At 45.1% G+C, this 19183-nt stretch carries 13 protein-coding genes; 6 read left to right on the top strand and 7 right to left on the bottom strand.

Annotated elements, in window-relative coordinates:
* Positions 1 to 63 precede the first annotated feature (63 nt).
* Positions 64 to 8085, top strand: coding sequence for a leucine-rich repeat protein (locus tag BT127_RS01575; protein WP_075423280.1), 8022 nt, complete (start codon positions 64 to 66; stop codon positions 8083 to 8085).
* A gap of 64 nt (positions 8086 to 8149) precedes the next feature.
* Here BT127_RS01575 and fliB read toward each other — a convergent pair whose 3' ends face one another.
* On the bottom strand, positions 8150 to 9157 hold the full coding sequence (gene fliB / locus BT127_RS01570; protein ID WP_075423279.1) for a flagellin lysine-N-methylase: 1008 nt from the start codon (positions 9155 to 9157) through the stop codon (positions 8150 to 8152).
* A gap of 308 nt (positions 9158 to 9465) precedes the next feature.
* Between fliB and BT127_RS01565 the strand changes: the two genes are divergently transcribed.
* A complete protein-coding gene (locus BT127_RS01565; RefSeq protein WP_075423278.1) occupies positions 9466 to 10380 on the top strand; it encodes a magnesium transporter CorA family protein in 915 nt (304 codons plus the stop codon).
* 44 nt (positions 10381 to 10424) lie between these two features.
* Here BT127_RS01565 and BT127_RS01560 read toward each other — a convergent pair whose 3' ends face one another.
* From BT127_RS01560 to ylxM, 4 genes are all read right to left on the bottom strand, one after another.
* Positions 10425 to 10658: a KH domain-containing protein gene (locus BT127_RS01560; protein WP_075423277.1), complete on the bottom strand. Its 234-nt coding sequence runs from the start codon at positions 10656 to 10658 to the stop codon at positions 10425 to 10427.
* 130 nt (positions 10659 to 10788) lie between these two features.
* Positions 10789 to 11031 (bottom strand): 30S ribosomal protein S16, encoded by a 243-nt coding sequence (rpsP, locus tag BT127_RS01555; RefSeq protein ID WP_075423276.1) that lies wholly within the window; start codon positions 11029 to 11031, stop codon positions 10789 to 10791.
* A gap of 63 nt (positions 11032 to 11094) precedes the next feature.
* The gene (gene ffh / locus BT127_RS01550; protein WP_075423275.1) at positions 11095 to 12477 is read right to left on the bottom strand and encodes a signal recognition particle protein; all 1383 of its coding nucleotides are present in this window, start codon (positions 12475 to 12477) and stop codon (positions 11095 to 11097) included.
* A gap of 13 nt (positions 12478 to 12490) precedes the next feature.
* Positions 12491 to 12826, bottom strand: coding sequence for a YlxM family DNA-binding protein (ylxM, locus tag BT127_RS01545; RefSeq protein WP_075423274.1), 336 nt, complete (start codon positions 12824 to 12826; stop codon positions 12491 to 12493).
* Between the two features lie 244 nt (positions 12827 to 13070).
* Between ylxM and BT127_RS01540 the strand changes: the two genes are divergently transcribed.
* From BT127_RS01540 to BT127_RS16660, 3 genes are all read left to right on the top strand, one after another.
* Positions 13071 to 13265: a bacteriocin gene (locus tag BT127_RS01540; RefSeq protein ID WP_075423273.1), complete on the top strand. Its 195-nt coding sequence runs from the start codon at positions 13071 to 13073 to the stop codon at positions 13263 to 13265.
* Positions 13266 to 13553: 288 nt separating this feature from the next.
* Positions 13554 to 14984: a lipid II flippase MurJ gene (locus tag BT127_RS01535; protein ID WP_075423272.1), complete on the top strand. Its 1431-nt coding sequence runs from the start codon at positions 13554 to 13556 to the stop codon at positions 14982 to 14984.
* Between the two features lies 1 nt (position 14985).
* A complete protein-coding gene (locus BT127_RS16660) occupies positions 14986 to 15162 on the top strand; it encodes a hypothetical protein (protein ID WP_173541921.1) in 177 nt (58 codons plus the stop codon).
* 79 nt (positions 15163 to 15241) lie between these two features.
* Here the strand turns inward: BT127_RS16660 and mscL are convergent, their stop codons facing one another.
* Entirely contained in the window at positions 15242 to 15655 is a 414-nt protein-coding gene (gene mscL, locus BT127_RS01530) for a large conductance mechanosensitive channel protein MscL (protein ID WP_075423271.1), read from the bottom strand.
* A 23-nt stretch (positions 15656 to 15678) separates the two neighbouring features.
* Positions 15679 to 17133, bottom strand: a complete 1455-nt coding sequence (locus tag BT127_RS01525) for a zinc ribbon domain-containing protein (protein ID WP_075423270.1) — start codon at positions 17131 to 17133, stop codon at positions 15679 to 15681.
* 705 nt (positions 17134 to 17838) lie between these two features.
* Between BT127_RS01525 and BT127_RS01520 the strand changes: the two genes are divergently transcribed.
* Complete coding sequence (locus BT127_RS01520; protein ID WP_075423269.1) at positions 17839 to 18957, top strand: M15 family metallopeptidase; 1119 nt, start codon at positions 17839 to 17841, stop codon at positions 18955 to 18957.
* The last annotated feature ends 226 nt before the right edge of the window (positions 18958 to 19183 follow it).

Below are 19183 nucleotides of genomic sequence, written 5' to 3'. Positions count from 1 at the left end.
CTGACCATTTATCAGCACTCATCTCATTTCCCTCTCAAATTTATTTCAAAGGAGTGATATCCCATGAAGAGCAAGAAGATTCTTTCTGCTGTAATGTCGGCAATGATGCTGAGCAATATGGCAGTACAGACACTTCCTGCAGGCGCTCTTACGATCCCGACATCGGGTACCAAAAGAGCGGAGGAAAAGTCCGATGCTTCTGAAAAAGACCTTAAAGAAGCGGCTTCGGGCGATCCCGTCTTTACTTCGGATGCTTCAGCTGTTACTCTCGGCGAGAACACAATAAGCGAAGCCTGCGGCAAAGACTCTGTCTGGACCTATGATCTCGACTCTCACACACTGGTGATCAGCGGTACAGGCTCAGCAGTAGATCTGACCTATAAGTCAGACAAGATACTGGATTACAGCAGTGATATCGAAACTATCGTCATCGAAAGTACGATAACTGCATTAAGCGCAAAGCTTCTTCAGGACTGTATGTCGGTAAAGAAGCTCGTCCTTCCGTTTGCAGGACTCAAAGCAGACGGCGACAATTCGGAATCAAGGCTCATACACCTCTTTAACGGTTCTTATCCCGAATCTCTCGAAACACTTGAAATAACAGGAGGAACATCTATCCCCTCCGATTATTTCAACAGCAGCAAGTCGCTGACCGCACTCGTCCTCGGAGACACTATCACAAGCATAGGCGACAATGCTTTTTCGTACAGCGAGATGCTGACAAGCGTTACCCTCCCTGCTTCTCTGGAGTCAGTCGGAGACAACGCTTTCACATGCTGTTCTTCGCTCATATCTGTTGAATTCCCCGCAAGCCTGAAAACTATCGGAACCAGTGCATTCAACTCTACAGGTCTTACAGAGATAAAATTCAGCGAAGGCATCACAGATATAGGCACCAATGCTTTTGCAAGCTGTAAGATAACTTCACTGAGTCTTCCTTCAAGCCTCAAGACTATCGGTTCGGATGCTTTCAGCTATTGCGAAAGCCTTACTTCAGTAAGTATACCGAGCTTATCGTCTTTCGGAAACAATGTTTTCTACGGATGCAACGCTATTGAATCACTTTCTCTGCCATGCGCTGATAATTCCGACGGAAAACCCGTTGCCCTCGACGACATATTCTATTCTGTCCCCGAAACTCTCAAAAAGATAGAGGTAACAGGCGGCAAGATCATTTCCCCTTACTTTGCTTACGGGACAAGTATAACAGATGTTACTATCGCATCATCTGTAACCGAAATAGGCGACAGCGCTTTTGCTGAGTGCGGATCCCTTTCTTCTGCCAAGCTGCCCGATAAGCTGACAAAGATAGGCGGAAACGCATTCACAAAGTGTACTTCTCTCGGCGAGATCATCATTCCCGACAGCGTAACATCCGTTGGCGACTATGCGTTCAGTGAGTGTTCAGGTGCATCTAAGATCGTTATAGGAAAAAATGTCGCTTCAATAGGAAACAACGCATTCAATTCCTGCTCGGCAGCAGTCTCACTGGGACTTCCCTCAACACTTAAGAAGATCGGTGAATATGCATTCTCGAACATGAGTGCTGTAAAGGAGATAAAGGTCCCTGACAGCGTTCAGGAAATTGGCTCGAACATATTCAACGGCGATTCTTCACTTGAAAAGCTCACACTTCCTTTCGCAGGAAACACCATGAGCGGTTCCGAGAGTCTCAGCGCTCTGTTCTATGATATCCCCGAATCACTTACATATCTGGAGATCACAGGCGGAACTTTCATTCCCGATGATTACTGCTATGACGTTGACTCACTGGAAAAGGTAGTCCTCGGCGAAGGCATCACACGTATCGGCAGTACTTCATTCTGCGATTGTAATGCGCTTGCAGATGTGACATTCCCCGATAGCCTTGTAAGTGCAGGAAGCAATCCGCTTGGCAGCACCTCATGGTTTGAATCACAGGATAACGGCGTTGTCTATGCAGGCGGAGTTGCACTCGGATATAAGGGACGCATCCCCGAAGCATTCGACCTTGAAATAGACTCGCAGGCAAAGGGTATCGCAGATTACGCTTTCTCAGGCAACAGTGATATCGCATCAGTTACACTTCCCGAAGGCCTTATCAGCATAGGCTACCGTTCATTTGAAAACTGTACCGGACTTACAGGCATAACTATCCCTGATTCAGTGGAATCCATAGGAAGCTATGCATTCGATTGCTGTTATGATCTTGAAAAGGTAGAGATGTCCGATAATATAACACATCTCGGCGCAAGACCGTTCTGCAATACAAAATGGGAGGAAAATGTCAAGGACGGTCTCGTATACATCGGAAAGGTTCTTGTAGGATACAAGGGTGAGATGCCTAAAAAGACCACTATCAAGGTCAAGGAAGGCACTACAGAGATATCCGACGACGCATTCAACGGATATGACAATCTTGCGGCTATCGAGCTTCCGGACAGTCTCGTATCCATCGGAAACAATGCGTTCAATAATTGCGGACACCTTGCAAGCATAACTATCCCCGACAGCGTTACAAAGATCGGTGAATATGCTTTCTCGGAGTGCCCTCAGCTTGCTTCCGCAACCCTTTCATCATCTCTCACTGACATACCGTCAGGCGCATTCAACAACTGTACATCACTTTCATCGATAGTTATCCCCGAATCAGTAAAGACTATCGGAAGCTGTGCGTTCTATAATACAAAGGCTCTTAAGGATGTAACTCTTTCCGATAAGCTTAAGGATGTGTACTACGATGCATTTGAATACAGCTATGACAAGGATGACGAAGTTGTTGAAAGAACACTTATAATAAGTGAAGGTTCCGAAAAGGTAAACAGCATCATGGTATCTCCTTTAAGGAACACACTTGTTGCCGTTAAGCTTCCTTCAACACTTAAGACTATCGGCGAAGAAGCATTCTATGACTGCGATAAGCTCACAGCTGTAAAGCTTCCCGATACAACAGAAACAATAGGCGAATCGGCCTTCTATGACTGCGACGGCATCACTTCCATAGAACTCCCCGCAAGCGTGAATACTATCGGAAATGAAGCATTCTGCTCCTGCGGAAAGCTTGCAGCAGTCACATTTAACGAAGGTCTCTCATCGATAGGAGAAAACGCATTTGCAAACACTCCCGTCAAGGCGGTATCCGTACCTGATACAGTAAAGGTCATCGGTTCGGGCGCATTCTCTGACTGTGCCGCTCTTACTGATGTCAAGCTCTCATCAGGTCTTAAGAGGATCAGCTCTTCATTGTTCAGCGGCTGTACTTCACTTGCTGAACTTGAAATACCATACGGCGTAGAGACCATTAGCAGTTACGTAATTTCAAACTGCCCTGCTATCAAAAAGCTTACTATCCCCGATACTGTTGAATCTGTAGACACCTGGGCATATTCAATGGATGACGTAACTATCGATATCGCAGTATCAGAGGGTTCAAAGAAGATAACCCCGACAATGTTCTACGGCCTGACAGGTTACATTGCATCTGTTTCTATCCCCGATACAGTAGTATCGATAGAGGATGAGGCATTCTATGACCTCGACAAGATAAAGAGCATTGTTCTCCCCGACAGCGTAAAGACTATCGGAAACGGTTCATTCAGATACTGTGATGCTCTTGAAAGCGTAACTCTCTCATCAGCACTTACATCAATAGGCAACTATGCTTTTGAATACGATGAAAAGCTCAAAGAGATAACAATCCCCGATACAGTAAAAACTATCGGAGACAGCGCTTTCAACAATTGTATCTCACTCAAAAAAGCTGTTCTCCCGGCTAAACTCACTGCTATACCGAACTCTTTGTTCAACGGCTGTGAAAAGCTTCAGAACGTAGCACTTCCCGAAACACTCGAAACTATAGGCTCGGATGCATTTGCAAGATGCTCATCTATCACAGCTGTTGATATCCCAAAGAGCGTAAAGAAAATATCAGGCTCTGCATTCTCAGGCTGTAATTCACTTTCCGAGATATCCGTATCAGGCCTTCTTACAAATATAGAAAGCTATGCATTCTACGTTGATGAAGGCACTATCCTCAGCAGAACTCTTACATTCAAGGACGATACAGAAGAGATAACCTATGATATGATTTCGCCTTTCAGAGAAAATATCACAAATATAGTTATCCCCGATACAGTCAAGGAGATAGGAGAATCTGCATTCAGCTACTGCACAAAGCTTGAAGAAGCTGTTCTGCCCGAATCAGTTACACTGATCGGAAACGGCATATTCTCTGAATGCTCATCACTTAAGAAACTCGAACTTCCCGACAGTCTCACAAAGCTCAGCAAGAGCATGTGCTACAACTGTACCGCTCTTGAATCAGTAAAGCTTCCTTCAAAGGTAGATCGTATCCTTGATTCTTCATTCTATAACTGCACAAGCCTCAGCGAGGTAATTTCACCTGTCAAGGATTTCAGATTCAGATCAACTTCATTCACCAACTGCGTATCGCTCTATGATCCGCGCTTCATGATACTTGATAAGAGAAACATCAACCTCTCTGCAAACACTGACAGCATCGGTGTTGACGGAGTTGTAAACTTCTCTCTCACCTATCAGCTCACACCTTTCCTCTTTGAAGAGGACGTAAAGCCCGTACTTCAGGTAAATCTCCCCGAGGGCATGGAGCTTGTATACACAAGCATCTCCGACGAGGGCAATCCCGACCTTACGGTATTTACAAAGGAACTTACCGAGATCAGCGATACAGTCAAATTCGCCGCAAAGGTAAGAGAATACGGCACTCACAGAGTAACAGCTTCACTTACTTTCACATACGATGACGAAACATGGCGTGAGGGCATCGGTACTGTTGACGTAAAGACTCCTCTCGTAACAGTAAGTGCTCCGAACAGCATAAACACAAATTCACTTACAGTAAGAGGTATCGCTGCTCCCGACAAGGATGTTGACATCTTCGTTGACGGCGAGAAGCTCACAACCGTAAAGTCAAACGAAAAGACAGGAAAATACTCCTCACTGCTTGAACTTCCAAAGAAGGAAAGCGGTGAAAACTACGAGATATATGCAGCTATCGGCGACAGCAATTCAAAGACCATAACAGTAAACTACGCACCTTCAAAGCCTATGGTAGAGGCTGTATATCTCAGCTATAACGGCGGCGGTCAGCATATGGATATAACCCCTGTATTCACAGAGGGTTCGCGTCCCGTTATCAGCTTCAATCCTTCATATCCATTTGAATTCGAGATAGAGATGTCCAATTCGGACAATATCAGCAAGCTCTTCGTTATAAGCAGAAAGGGCGATGATACAAAGTCTATCGAGGCAAACTGGGTACCCGAAAGAAAAGCATGGGTAGCTTACGGATATTTCGATCCCGGCAACAGATCCTATGTTCCCGGCGCACTGAACATAAGCTTCATAACAAACGATTCGGCTACATTCGATTTCAGCAAGGACAAGATCGATATCCCCGATGATATTGCAAGTGACTTCCTTACAGACGAAAACGGCGAAACTCCCGACAAGATAAGCGATGCAGGACTCATCGATCTTCCCGACAATATCGAGAAGAATTCAACTGCGGACGTTGTATTCGAGGACGAATCATCGTTCATCTCAAAGGTAAATGTTTCAGACGGAAAGACAGATACATCACTTTCTATCTATACTGATACCACAGATAAGGTATATGTAGACGGCGAATTAGTCGATGCAGATACCGTTGCAAAGGATCCCGCAGCATACGGATTTGAAAGATCACCTGTAAAAACAGTTGACGAGAACGGCAATGAATACGATTTCTATGTACGTACTCCTTCTTCATCCGATGCCGCACAGCATGTATTCGACACATACGAAAGAAACGGCGCTATGTCCGAGGACAACACCTCTGTTTCACACAGCGATGTATACAACTGGACAGGTGCAACAGGTACACAGACACTCAGAGTACCTGCCGAGAGAGAGGGCGTATCCTTCAAGGATGCAGCAAAACCTGAATTCTCGGATATATTCGTTACATCAGGCGAAGACATAATCGACGGCGTTATAGACCTCGTAACAGGCAAGCCATCCGATAAGAGCATGATCGCTGAATGGGCTAAGAACAACCCGTCAGGCGCTGCTGTAGACAAGTTATGGAAGGGCTATGACGTTGTATCAAAGACTATCAGCCTTATCGACACAGGCGTAAAGACCGTAGACAGAATGCAGCGTATAAGCAAGCTTGACAACGGCGGTGTACTTGCTGCAAAGACTCTCGGACTTGCTGCCGCAGAAGTTGGCTATACACTGGTAGGCTCAGCACTCGTAGGCAAGGCAGGTACAGCTATCGGCTCCAAGATCGGCGCAGCTATCGGTACATTCATCTGCCCCGGTGCAGGAACTGCTGTAGGAGCTGTGGTCGGCGGTATAGTCGGCGCTATAACCGCACATCTTATAGTAGGCGGAATCTTCAAGTGGCTCAATGCAAAACTCGATGAAGAGATCGCATACGCAGAAAACGGCTATATCGGAGTACTCATCGATCCGAGCGGATTTGTTTACGAAGCCGTCAGACGGAATCGAGTCGCGGGAGCGAAAATGACGGTATACTACAAGGATCCAGAATCAGGCGAGGAGACAGAGTGGAATTCGGAGGACTTCGACCAGAAGAATCCGCTGACCACCGATGAAAACGGTGAATACGCATGGGATGTTCCGGAAGGTCTCTGGAGAGTCAAGTTTGAAAAGGACGGTTATGAGACTCAGTTCAGTGACTGGATGGACGTTCCTCCGATACGTACAGACGTTAACTTCTCGGCAATAAGCCTTGAAACACCTGAGATAGACAGTGCAGCTGTTATCGACGGAAATATCGTTCTCACATTCACAAAGTTCATGGATGTAACATCGGTTACAAACAAGAGCGTTATCGTAAAATCAGGTGACAAGGCAGTTGACTGCGTTGTAACACCTATAATCACAGAGGATGAGCCTTATACCAACACATTCGCTGTACAGGCTTCAAAGGGCGCACTTCCTTCAGGTTCACTCACACTTGAGATAACCGATTCATGCAGAAGCTACAGTGCAGTTTCAGTAAAGGCGCAGACAACAAAGGTAATCGTACCTGATAACATCGTATCCATCTATGCAGACAGCAGCCGCATCCTTACAGCACGCGGCAAAGAAACTGCAATAGAGATAACAGCAAAGCCTGCATCAGAGGCAGAGGGCAAGAAGCTCGTTATAACAAAGGGCGCAGACTCTGTAAAGGTAAAGGAAGAAGCTGTATTTGATGCAAAGGGCAAGGCAGTTATCACTATCATCCCGATATCAACAAAGACATCAGACATTGCATTTGCAGCAGAGGGTTCAGACCTCAGCGTATCAGTATTGCTCGTATCTATCAACGAGAAAGAGCTGAAGTCCATGAGTGCAGTAACAACTACAGCAAAGGCAACTACAACTACGACAACCACAACAACAACTACTACTACTACCACTACTACAACTACTACCAAGCCAACTACTACCACTACAACCACAACTACCAAGCCAACAACAACTACCACTACTACCACAACCACCAAGCCAACAACTACAACTACTACCAAGGCTACAACAGCCACTACTACAATAACAACCACAGCTAAACCTGTAGTATCAACAACTGCTGCTGTAAAGACCACAGCTAAACCTGTAGTATCAACAACTGCTGCGGTAAAGACCACAGCTAAACCTGCTGTTTCAACAACTGATGCGGTAAAGACCACAGCTAAACCTGCTGTTTCAACAACTGATGCTGTAAAGACCACAGCTAAACCTGCTGTTTCAACAACTGAACCTGTAACTACAGCACCTGCAACTACAACGATCCCTGCAACAACAAAGGCACCCGAGCCTGAGATCACTCTCTGTGATATGGACGGCGACGGCAAGATAAGCGCATCCGACGCATCCGCAGTTCTTATGATCTATTCTGCACTTTCAGTAGGCGACAAGCCGGACGCAACTGAAGCACAGTTAAAGGCTGCTGACGCAAACGAGGACGGAAAGATAGACGCATCTGATGCATCTCTCATCCTCATGTTCTACTCATATCAGTCCGTAGGCGGAAAGGCAGACTTCCTTTCATTCCGCAAAAACGGCGGCTGATAACACCACAGGCATAAAGACATAAAAAGACGAGCTGTTCATTACTGTGAACAGCTCGTTTATTTTATTCATAAAACATTCCTGCAAGTCTCTCGGAAGAAAAGCAGGGCATAGTGTAGGAGGCATCGGCAAGAGCATCGATATTCTCCTGACAATACTCTATCTCCTTGGAGTAGTTCTTCGCAAGCCATGCGGCATCGTCTCCGTATGAACCTGTTTTCCGCCATATGAAGCCTATGAACCAGGTACTCAGTACCGCAAGCTTGACACGGGACAGTATCTCGCCGTCAAAAACTCCCTTCATGAAATACCTGTATATGAAATACACAGCAACTCTTTTCAGCATTATCTCATGCCCGGGAAGGGGACAGTGTCCCTCATTTTTATCATTCAGCCGACTGATGAAAGGTATCCACTGAGGATCAATGGGTTCAAGCTCCGAGTAAAAACCGATGACCGACGGTATATCAGGGACTTCCGGAGCTATACAGACGATATCTTCGGGCAGAGAGAATTCCCCGGAATCCATACGTATCTGTAATTCCTCCGCAAATCCGAGTATACAGCTTACCGCCTCCGCAAGGGGACGCTCTTTCAGTATGCCGAAAACAGCGTTCCTCGCTTCAAAGAGCAGATCATACAGTACCTCATCGCATTCGTCACACTCCTCGTCGGGGACAACCTCCTCCGTGAGTACCATGTCCTCTGAAAGTATCAGCCTTGCTGCTTCCTCGCAGCACATACCCGTGCCGCCCTCTTTGACTGCACCGAACCACTCGAAAAAACGCGGATGATCCGTACATATCTGGCAAAGATGCTCCTCGCCGAGAGAAGTGAATATATCGCAGAGTCCACTGCGGCTGAGAAAGGGACAGCGTTCATCCTCTGTAAGTATGAAAGAACCTTCGTTGATCGAATCTTTCAGTCTTTCCCCGAACTCACCCTTCACAGTACGATAGAAGTCTGCTGTTTCATCGTCTATATCTATTTCCCAGCCGATACAGCAGTTATCGCGGCATTTATCGGCAATACAGCGGAATTTTCTGTAATACTCCGGTATTCTGAATATCATTTTCATCCTCATTTCATCTTATTGTTTCCTGCAAACACAATAATTATATCAGACCTGTATACGGCTGTCAATACAATCAGCTATGAAGCGGCTTTACATAAACTTAATTATATGATATAATGAATGCAAAAGCATTCATTATATATTTATCTGAATGTCCTTGCAGATACGCAGATCTCTGATCTGCTCCCTGCATATCGGACAATTATATCATAACGCTTCGCTTTTATGATATAATGAATGCAAAAGCATTCATTATATATTTATCTGAATGTTCATATTCCACTAACTCTCAGGAGATGAAAGAAATGTACTATATAATAAAAAATACGCTTGAACAGCGTAAGGATATCCATCCAAAAAACGAAAAGGAGAAATACGTAGCAGTACTTACTACCGAGGAATGGCTCAGCAGAAGTTCACAATTCGATATGGGCATCGAACTTGACATAACCTCCGAGATACACAGCACCAAAGCCGAAGTGAACTACGATTCCCTTACAGGTACATTCTCCATTCCCGACAGAAAGGACATATCAGGCGAGAACAGTCGTTTTGCCTTCGCACTCGACGAAAAAGGCATCGTTTTCATAGATGACAGCGGTACAGCAGAAAAAATAATACAGGGCATCATAAAAACAAAGCGCTGGACAAAGCCTTCTCTCGAACGCTTCATATACGATTTCCTTGAAGAGATAATCAGTATCGACCAGACTATCCTTGAACGCTTTGACGCAGAGCTCGACGAAATGGAGGACAATATCCTTGCAGGCAACGAGGATAACTACCCCAAGCGTCTCAGCGAAATAAGGAGCAACCTCCGTGATATGCGTATCCACTATGAACAGCTGGAGGACCTCGGGCAGGAGCTCGAAGAAAACGAGAACAATTTCTTCAGCCACGACAATGTACGCTATTTCCATCTTTTCACACAGCGCATAGTACGTCTGCACGATACAACAGCCGCACTCCGCGACTACACCGCACAGATACGCGAGCTTTACCAGTCACAGCTGGACATAAAGCAGAACCGCATCATGACCATACTCACCATAGTTACGACCATTTTCATGCCTCTTACTCTCATTGCAGGCTGGTACGGAATGAACTTCAAATACATGCCCGAACTTGAATACAAGGCATCCTATCCGATAGTCATAGCGATAAGTATGATCATAGTGATAGTAAGCCTTGTATTCTTCCGAAAGAAAAAATGGCTATAAAAAGAAAAATCCGCTGAGCGATCAGCGGATAAGTTATTTTCCAATTATTCAATAGTAACAGAAACTTTGAGATCCTTCTTAGCAGCGCCGGCTCTCATGATAGTTCTGAGTGCCTTTGCGATCCTGCCCTGCTTACCAATTACGCGTCCCATATCATCGGGAGCAACGGAGAGGTGAAATACGATAACGCCTTCAGCGTCAGGCTCATCCTCTACGATCTTGATAGCAGACTTGTCCTCAACGAGACCTGCTGCAATTGCATAAAGTAAATCTTTCATAAGTCGTCCTCCATAGAGACTCTTTGCGGGCAGCATCTTCCCCGTTGAAAGCAAGCTCGGCCACCGAGCATAAAGCTCAGCAGCGGTCACTTTCGTACATATCGGAGCGGCTGCTCTTTCTGTTTAATAATTAAAGGATGCCTTCCTTCTTAAGGATAACCTTTACTGTATCTGTAGGCTGTGCTCCCTTAGCGATCCATTCCTTAGCCTTATCAGCGTCGATCTTAACAACTGATGGCTCCTTTGTGGGATCGTAGTAACCGATCTCCTCAACGAAACGACCGTCTCTTGGGTATCTTGAATCAGCAACAACTACACGATAGAAAGGAGCCTTCTTAGCGCCCATTCTTCTGAGTCTGATCTTTACTGCCATTGTATATTCACCTCCAAAAAATTTTATATCAAAGCGGCGGGAGACCGCATTGAAAGCATTTTATCAGAACGGCAGATCTCCGCCGCCCTTTCCTGTATACTTGTCGAAGTTCATGCCTGCAAGAGCTTTTCTTGCCTTACGCATATTCATCTTGCTGTTCTTGCCTGTAAACTTCTTCATCATCTGCTGCATCTGGTCGAACTGCTTAAGAAGTCGGTTAACTTCCTCTACCTTAGTGCCCGAACCTGCAGCGATACGTCTTTTTCTTGACGGATTTATAATAGAAGGCTTAGCGCGTTCAGCCTTTGTCATGGAAGTTATCATAGCCTCTATGCGGTTAAGCTGGCTGTCATCGATATCCACGTCCTTAAGCTTATCGCCTACGCCTGGAAGCATACCGATTATGGACTTCATCGAACCCATTTTCTTTATCTGCTTCATCTGATCGAGGAGATCGTCCATATCGAACTTATTCTCCTTGAACTTCTTGCTGAGTTTTTCCGCATCCTGCTGAGTCATAACGTTCTCAGCCTTTTCGATAAGGGTAAGAACATCGCCCATACCGAGGATACGTGAAGCCATACGCTCGGGGTGGAACTGCTCGAAATCGTCGAGCTTTTCGCCCATACCAACGAACTTTATTGGCTTACCCGTAACAGAGAGTACTGAAAGTGCAGCACCGCCTCTGGTATCGGAATCGAGCTTTGACATAAGTACGCCTGTGATGCCTACGGCCTCATCGAAAGCCTTGGCAACGTTAACAGCGTCCTGACCTGTCATAGCATCAACAACGAGCATGATCTCGTCGGGTTTTGTAAGCTCCTTGATATCCTTAAGCTCCTGCATGAGAGTCTCATCGATATGAAGACGTCCTGCGGTATCTATAATAAGGACATCGTGACCGTAATCCTTAGCGTACTTAAGAGCCTCGCCGGCAATGGTAACAGGATTTGTCTGTCCCATTTCAAAGACCTTTACATCTGCCTTATGACCTACGACCTGAAGCTGATTGATAGCAGCAGGACGGTAGATATCGCAGGCTGCAAGCAGGGGACGGTGTCCCTCTTTTTTAAGCATCTTGGCGAGCTTTGCAGCGTGTGTGGTCTTACCTGAACCCTGAAGTCCGCACATCATGATTACTGTCGGCGGCTTAGAAGCGAAATTTATACGGGCATTTCTGTTGCCCATGAGCTCAACGAGCTCCTCGTTAACAATTTTGATTACCTGCTGTGCAGGAGTAAGGCTTGCGAGAACATCCTCTCCGACGGCTCTTTCAGAGACCTTAGCCACGAAGTCCTTAACGACCTTATAGCTTACATCGGCTTCGAGAAGTGCGAGTTTTACCTCACGCATAGCCTCTTTTACATCGGCCTCGGTAAGCTTGCCGCGGGATTTCAGTTTTTTGAAGACGTTATTGAGTTTTTCGGAAAGTCCCTCAAATGCCATACATCGGCCTCCTTTATAACAAACCGAGTCCTTTAGTGATCTCGGCGGATATTTTTTCTTTCAGTACACTGTCGCGGACGTTCTCTGAGAGCTCAGCGATATTCCCGAAGCACTCTCTCATTGAGCGGAGCCTTTCGGCGAAGTGGAGCTTGCTTTCATAGTTGAGAAGCAGTTCCTCGGTACGTTTGATAAGGCTTCTAACAGCCTGACGTGTAATGCCGAGTGGCTCGCCTATCTCCGCAAGGGAAAGGTCCTCGCAGTAGTACATCTCCATGATATTGCGCTGATGCTCGGTGAGAAGGTCGCCGTAGCAGTCGAGCAGCATAACGAATTTAAGTTCTTTAGCCATAGATATCACCTGTCAAGTGGGTGTAATCCAAAAATACTTTACATATTATACACCATATAACATTGTTTGTCAAGGGGGTAAACCAAAAAAACTTTACACCCTCACAAAAAAAAGAGCTTATTTTACCGTTAACACGATTTCACCTGCCGATAAACGGAAAAATATTGAATTTATTCCTCATCGGGCGTATAATCATGTCATACAGCAAAGACAAAAAGCTGATAACAACAATGGAGGAATAAAAATGGATAACAAATTTAAAAATCTCTCAGACAACGAATTAAAAGACATCAACGGAGGAAACATTCTTGTTGACAAGGTAAGAAACAAGTGCAGAGCAGTAGAATATTACTGCAATGGAGTTGTTGATTACTTTACATTCAACACAGCAAAAGCCAAATACGAATTCAGACAGGCACACTACTTCTGGAACAAGTAAGAAACTTAATAAGTTTTGTCGGATACGGTCCTCACCCTCTCACCGTATCCGATTTTTTCTTTTCCGATAACACTTTTTTCAAAAAAGATGACAAATGCAAAATTATGTGGTATAATGAATGCAAAGCATTCATTATACTTTATCTGAATGCCCTTGCAGATACGCAAATCTTCGATTTGCTCCCTGCATATCGGGCAATTATACCACAACGTTTCACTTTTGTGGTATAATGAATGCAAAGCATTCATAATCGGACATTATGCATTTGATACTTCGGAGTGTGAAAAAATGAACAAATACAAAAAGCTGGCCTTGAATACGATGGTCTTCGCTGTCGGAAGCTTCGGCTCAAAGATCCTCGTACTTCTGCTGAACCGTCTTTATACCCATTATCTCAGCGCAGATGCCTCGGGAATCAAGGAACTTCTTGAACCTACGGCGCTGTTCCTTCAGCCGATATTCACCTTTGCGCTTCAGGAATACCTTATACGCTTCGGTCTGGACAAGAACTACGACAAGCGCAAGGTATTTACCACATCGGGAATAATAACCTTCTCGGGTATGGCGATAATGACGCTGATAGTACCGCTGCTGAGCTTCATACCTGCGCTGAACTACCTTAAAGGCTACACCCTGCTGCTGATAGTTTACGTTATAACATCGTCCTTCCGAATGTTGTGTCAGCAGTTCGTAAGAGCGAGGGATATGGTCAAGCTCTTCTCTCTGGACGGCATACTCGCTACCCTGACTCTTCTCATCTTCAACCTGATATTCATTGCAGGGCTTCACATGGGCGTAAAGGGCTTCATGCTTGCAGTTATCCTTTCGGACCTCGGTTCATCGCTGTTCCTGTTCATAGTAGCAAGACTCCACGAATACACAGATATCCGCTGCTTTGACAAGGAACTCGGCAAGGAAATGATGTATTTTGCAGGTCCTCTTATACCGACCATTGTTATGTGGACTATCACAAGCCTTTCGGACCGTATGTTCATCAACAGCATGCACAGCGATTACCACGAACTCGGTACAGGTGCTGTAGGTATATACGGCTATGCAAACAAGATACCGAACCTCATATCAATGGTATCGACAATATTCTTCCAGGCGTGGAACATGTCCGCAATAACGGAAAACGATTCAAAGGACAGAAGTGAATTCTACGAAAAGGTATACTCGGCATACGAATCGATGCTGTTCATAGCTTCTGCGGGACTCCTTCTGCTGATAAAGCCTGTAACCGCAGTATTCGTGGATTCGTCGCAGTATTCCGAGTACGGCGACGTTTATATCTATACGCCGATACTTGTTATAGCGGTACTGTTCATGAGTCTCAACCAGTTTCTCGGAAGCATCTACTCAGCCACAAAGCACACAAAAAACAGCTTCTGGACCGCTCTGATAGCCTGCTCTGTCAATCTGGTAATGAACTTCTTCCTTATACCCGAGTGGGGCATACAGGGTGCAGCAGCCGCAACATTCCTCAGCTACTTCATCTGCTTCTGGTCGAGAATAATCGACGCAAGATACTATGTACCCTTCCGCTTCAACGGACTCAGCTCGCTTCTCAACACGGGACTGCTCTTCGTTATGTGCTGGGTAATAATAGCGAAAGTTCCCTTCGGCATCGTCATCAGCCTTATTATCACAGGAATAATATTATTCCTTAATTACAAAGCAATGCTTACAACTGCACAAAAACTTCTGAGGAGAGGATGATATGAAAAATTCAAAGCCGCTCATGACTGTTTCAACGGTCATATACACTCTGGCGATAATCTTTTTTGTACTATACCTTATAAAGCAGAAATCGGCACTTATGGCGCTCGGAGGCATCTCTCTGCTAACGGCAAGCATCATAAACCTGTGTGCTAACCGCAAAAGTAACAGCAAGTAACTGCGCTGAACTCAATAAAGAAAAAACAAAAAACGGCTCATCCTCACGGATAGCCGTTTCCTTTTTATCATGCAGAGAATTACTTTCTCTCCTTGAGAAGGTCTCTGATCTCTGTAAGAAGAACTTCTTCCTTTGGAGGCTCAGCAGGCTTCTCCTCTTCCTTCTTCTTGCCGAGTTCCATAGCCTTGTTAACAGCCTTGAGGAGGCAGAAGAGGATGAGTGCGATGATCAGGAAGTTGATCACTGCGGAAATGAAAGCACCATAAGAGAATTCTACACCTCTTACAGTAAAGGTACCTCCGACAAGCTGCATAACACCATTCTCGTCCTTCTCAGCGCCGCCTGTAATAACAGCAATAAGAGGATTGATGAAGTTGTCAGTCAGCGCAGTAACGATGTTACCGAATGCAGCACCGATGATAACACCGATAGCCATATCCATAACGTTACCCTTCAGAGCGAATGCCTTGAATTCTTCCAAAAACTTCTTCATTTTTTACATCTCCTTTTCTTTTTTTATTCTATTCCAACCTCGGGAAGCGACGGTATCTCTACCTTTTCGTTTCTCTTGGTCTTCTTAGCCTTCATATACTCGGGAAGCTCAATTTTATCGAGTTCGTCGACATATTTCTCTTTCTTTTTCGGCATAGCCTCGACAGCATGATCTGCCGCAGCCATATAATTCTTCTTTTTCACAGGCTTCGGTTTATAGGCTTCAAGATCCTCCGCCCTTACCTGCTGAGTGTTGTTCATATGTATATACGATCTGTGTTCAAGCTTTGGGTTAAGCTTTGCAGCATCGACTTCTTTTGTAACCTGCATGCTGTCCTTGACCTGTTTGCGGGGATTATACTCCATATCCGAAGCATCTACCATTCTGGTCTTACGCATTGCAAGCTCATTGTATTTTGTAGCCTGATTAGGCGCAAGGTCCTCTGCATTCACGATAGGAGTATCGCTCATGTAGACCTTTTTACGTTCTGTACGCGGTATAGCAGAGGTATCCAGCGGAGGAAACTCGCTTTTTCCCGTAACATGCTCGGACTTTCCGAAGAAATCGTCATCCGGTGAACGTCTGCTGGTAGACTTTCCTCCGTCGAAGAAGGACCAGAACTCGTCAGGCATATCCACACGTTTTTCCTCAGGCTTTTCTGCTTCCTGAAGTGGTTCAGACTGCTGAGGACGTATGGGAGGAATACTCTGCATACCCTGCTGATGCTGAGGTGCAGGCGGTTCCGAGACTACAGGTATCTGACCGTAAATAGGCATACCGCTCTGGTCATAACCGATGACCTGCGGCTGACTGAACACAGCTGGCTGCCCATAAATAGGCATACCGTTTTTATCATAGCCGATGATCTGCGGCTGACCGTATACAGCAGGCTGTCCGTAAACAGGCGTACCGTTCTGATCGTAGCCGATGACCTGTGGCTGACCGTATACAGCTGGCTGTCCGTAGATAGGCATACCGCTTTTATCATAGCCGATGACCTGCGGCTGACCGTACATAACAGGCTGCTGGTACATCTGACCGCCGTAGTTATTAACGGGCTGCTGAGGCATTCCGCTGTAAGGCTGTGGTGCATTATTCTGCTGCTGAGGATAGGCAGGTCTCTGCTGAGGCTGCTGTTCCTGTGCAGGGCGCGGAACTGCAATACGCTCCGCATCGAGAGTAGGGATGAACGGTTCTTCAAGGTCGCTGAAATCGAATTCCTCATCCGATTCATTCAGTTCATCTGCCGAGAAAACCGAACCTGTGTCATTAGCAGGCGGACGATCGCTGATAGTAAAAGTGCCGGAACCGATAGTAAATCCCTTATTACTGTCGGCATTGAACTCCTCTTCAGTATGATAGCCGCCCATATCGATCTGATCATAGCTTTCAGCCCGGGGATCACTTAGGCTGCTTCCGCATTTAACGCAGAATTTGAATCCGTTATCATTGTCTGTACCGCATTTAGGACAAATCACAAAACATCACTCCTTTGTGTCGCGTGAGTACAGCATAAAGACCAAACCATGTATAGCTGAGATCTGCCTTATCCCCCCTGAAATCATATCAACGCAAATCTATTTCTGTATCCCGATTTTCCCATTGAACGGCGGATCACAGCGACTCTATCAAACATTTTCAAAATACAATCCTATAATTTATTTATGTCTGCTCAGCCCGAAAGGGCAAAATGAGCTTGACATAAAAAATGAAACGCGCAAATTCAATATTTTATGAAGAATTTGCGCTCCCCGAACAGAGTTCGGGGCAATAACCGCCTAATGGCGGTTATTGGGTATACATTTATTATAACATCGGAAATATTTTTTTTCAAGGCTTTTTTGTAAGATTGTAGACTTATCTACATTATTTATTAATGATTTGTACATATTTTACGAGGTGTACAATAATCATTCAGTCCTTTTGTTAAAGCTGTACAAAGCATTTTACTTAAAGAAAGATAGTTTTAGTACCGATGCACCGTATTTTTCGTCCTACAGCACAAAATATACAATTCTGTCCATGTAATATTTTGTCATATATACGAATATTTTGAAAAAAGGCTGTTTTTTTCATCGGCGATGTGATATAATATAAATGTTAATGCGCACATATAAATAAAGACAAATGTGCATCCTAAAGAACTCGTGCGCCGTATCATACGGCAGAAGGAGCTAACAACAATGCCAAAGAATAAACTGAGCAAAGCAAAGAGTATACAAAGAACCAAAACTTTCGTAGACCTCATCCTCAGTGCCGCTGTTGTGTTTGTATGCGGATCTGTAGTAAAGGGCGCTTACGATCGAACAGAAACCGTTGGTTCTACAGAGTTTGCAGTCAAAGAAGATGTAGAAACGCCTACAGAGCCTTCCGAAGAAGATAAGAACGAAATGAAGTATTCCACATTTGTTGCGGATACTAAGGATAAGTTCTACGGCAACCTCATACTCGTAAACAACGATCATCAGTATTTCACCTCAGGCGACGAGGACCTCGTCAGCATCATGGAAATGAACGACGAAACAGGCAGGGATTTCAACGTTGTGGATTACAGCTACACTATCCTCCGTCCCGTCTATGAGCCTATGGCTGAAATGATAACCGACTTCTACAACAAGTATTACAACGATACGCTTATCATATTCGGAAGCTACAGAACTAACGATTTCCAGCAGGAACTCTATGAGGCTGACCTTGCAGACAAGGGTTCGGAGGATTCTACCCGTGTTGCTAAACCCGGCTTCAGCGAGCATGAAACAGGCTATGCCTTTGATTTCAGCGAGACCGAAAGCTATGATTTCCAGGACGAGGGCGACTTCAAGTGGTTCGGCGAAAACTGCTATAAATACGGATTTGTTGTCCGCTATCCCAAGAGCAAGGAGAAGATCACGGACATACAGTACGAGCCGTGGCACTTCCGCTATGTAGGCAAACCTCATGCTTACTACATGACCAAGAACAATCTCTGTCTTGAGGAATATATCGACGTAATCCGTTCAAATCCTTATGACAGCACTCACCTTGAATTCACAGATGACAACGGCGAGAATTACGAAGTGTACTTCTATCCGTCGGATGATTCTTCCGAGACAACAGCTATACCCGTACCCACAGATAAGAAGTACGAGATATCGGGAAACAACGTGGACGGCTTTATAGTAACGGTATACAAGGACAGAGAAAAGTCCGCAGAGCCGACAACAGAAGCTCCCACAAAGAGCTCCGACGATGAAGACGAAAGCGAAGAAACGGAAGAGTCCGAGGAAAGCGAAGACAGCGAGGACTATTCCGAAGACGAATGATATTTCGCAGTTTAAATAGTGCATTAAAAAGGGGACTCTTAAGGGTTGTACTCATATAGCAGCTTTATATGTAATTATCGGGGGCAAACCTTTCTGAGGAAAGGTTCTTCCCCCGTACACCTTTTCCAAAGACTTTTTGCTCCAAATTTTCAGCCTGATATATCCCTTTGCTGATTTTTTGCTTTTTATTTTAATATTCATCTAAGGGATATATCAGGCTGAAAAT

This window comes from Ruminococcus sp. XPD3002 (genome assembly GCA_900119535.1).
Taxonomy (GTDB): domain Bacteria; phylum Bacillota; class Clostridia; order Oscillospirales; family Ruminococcaceae; genus Ruminococcus; species Ruminococcus flavefaciens_H.
This window is presented reverse-complemented; position numbering and strand designations above follow the sequence as displayed.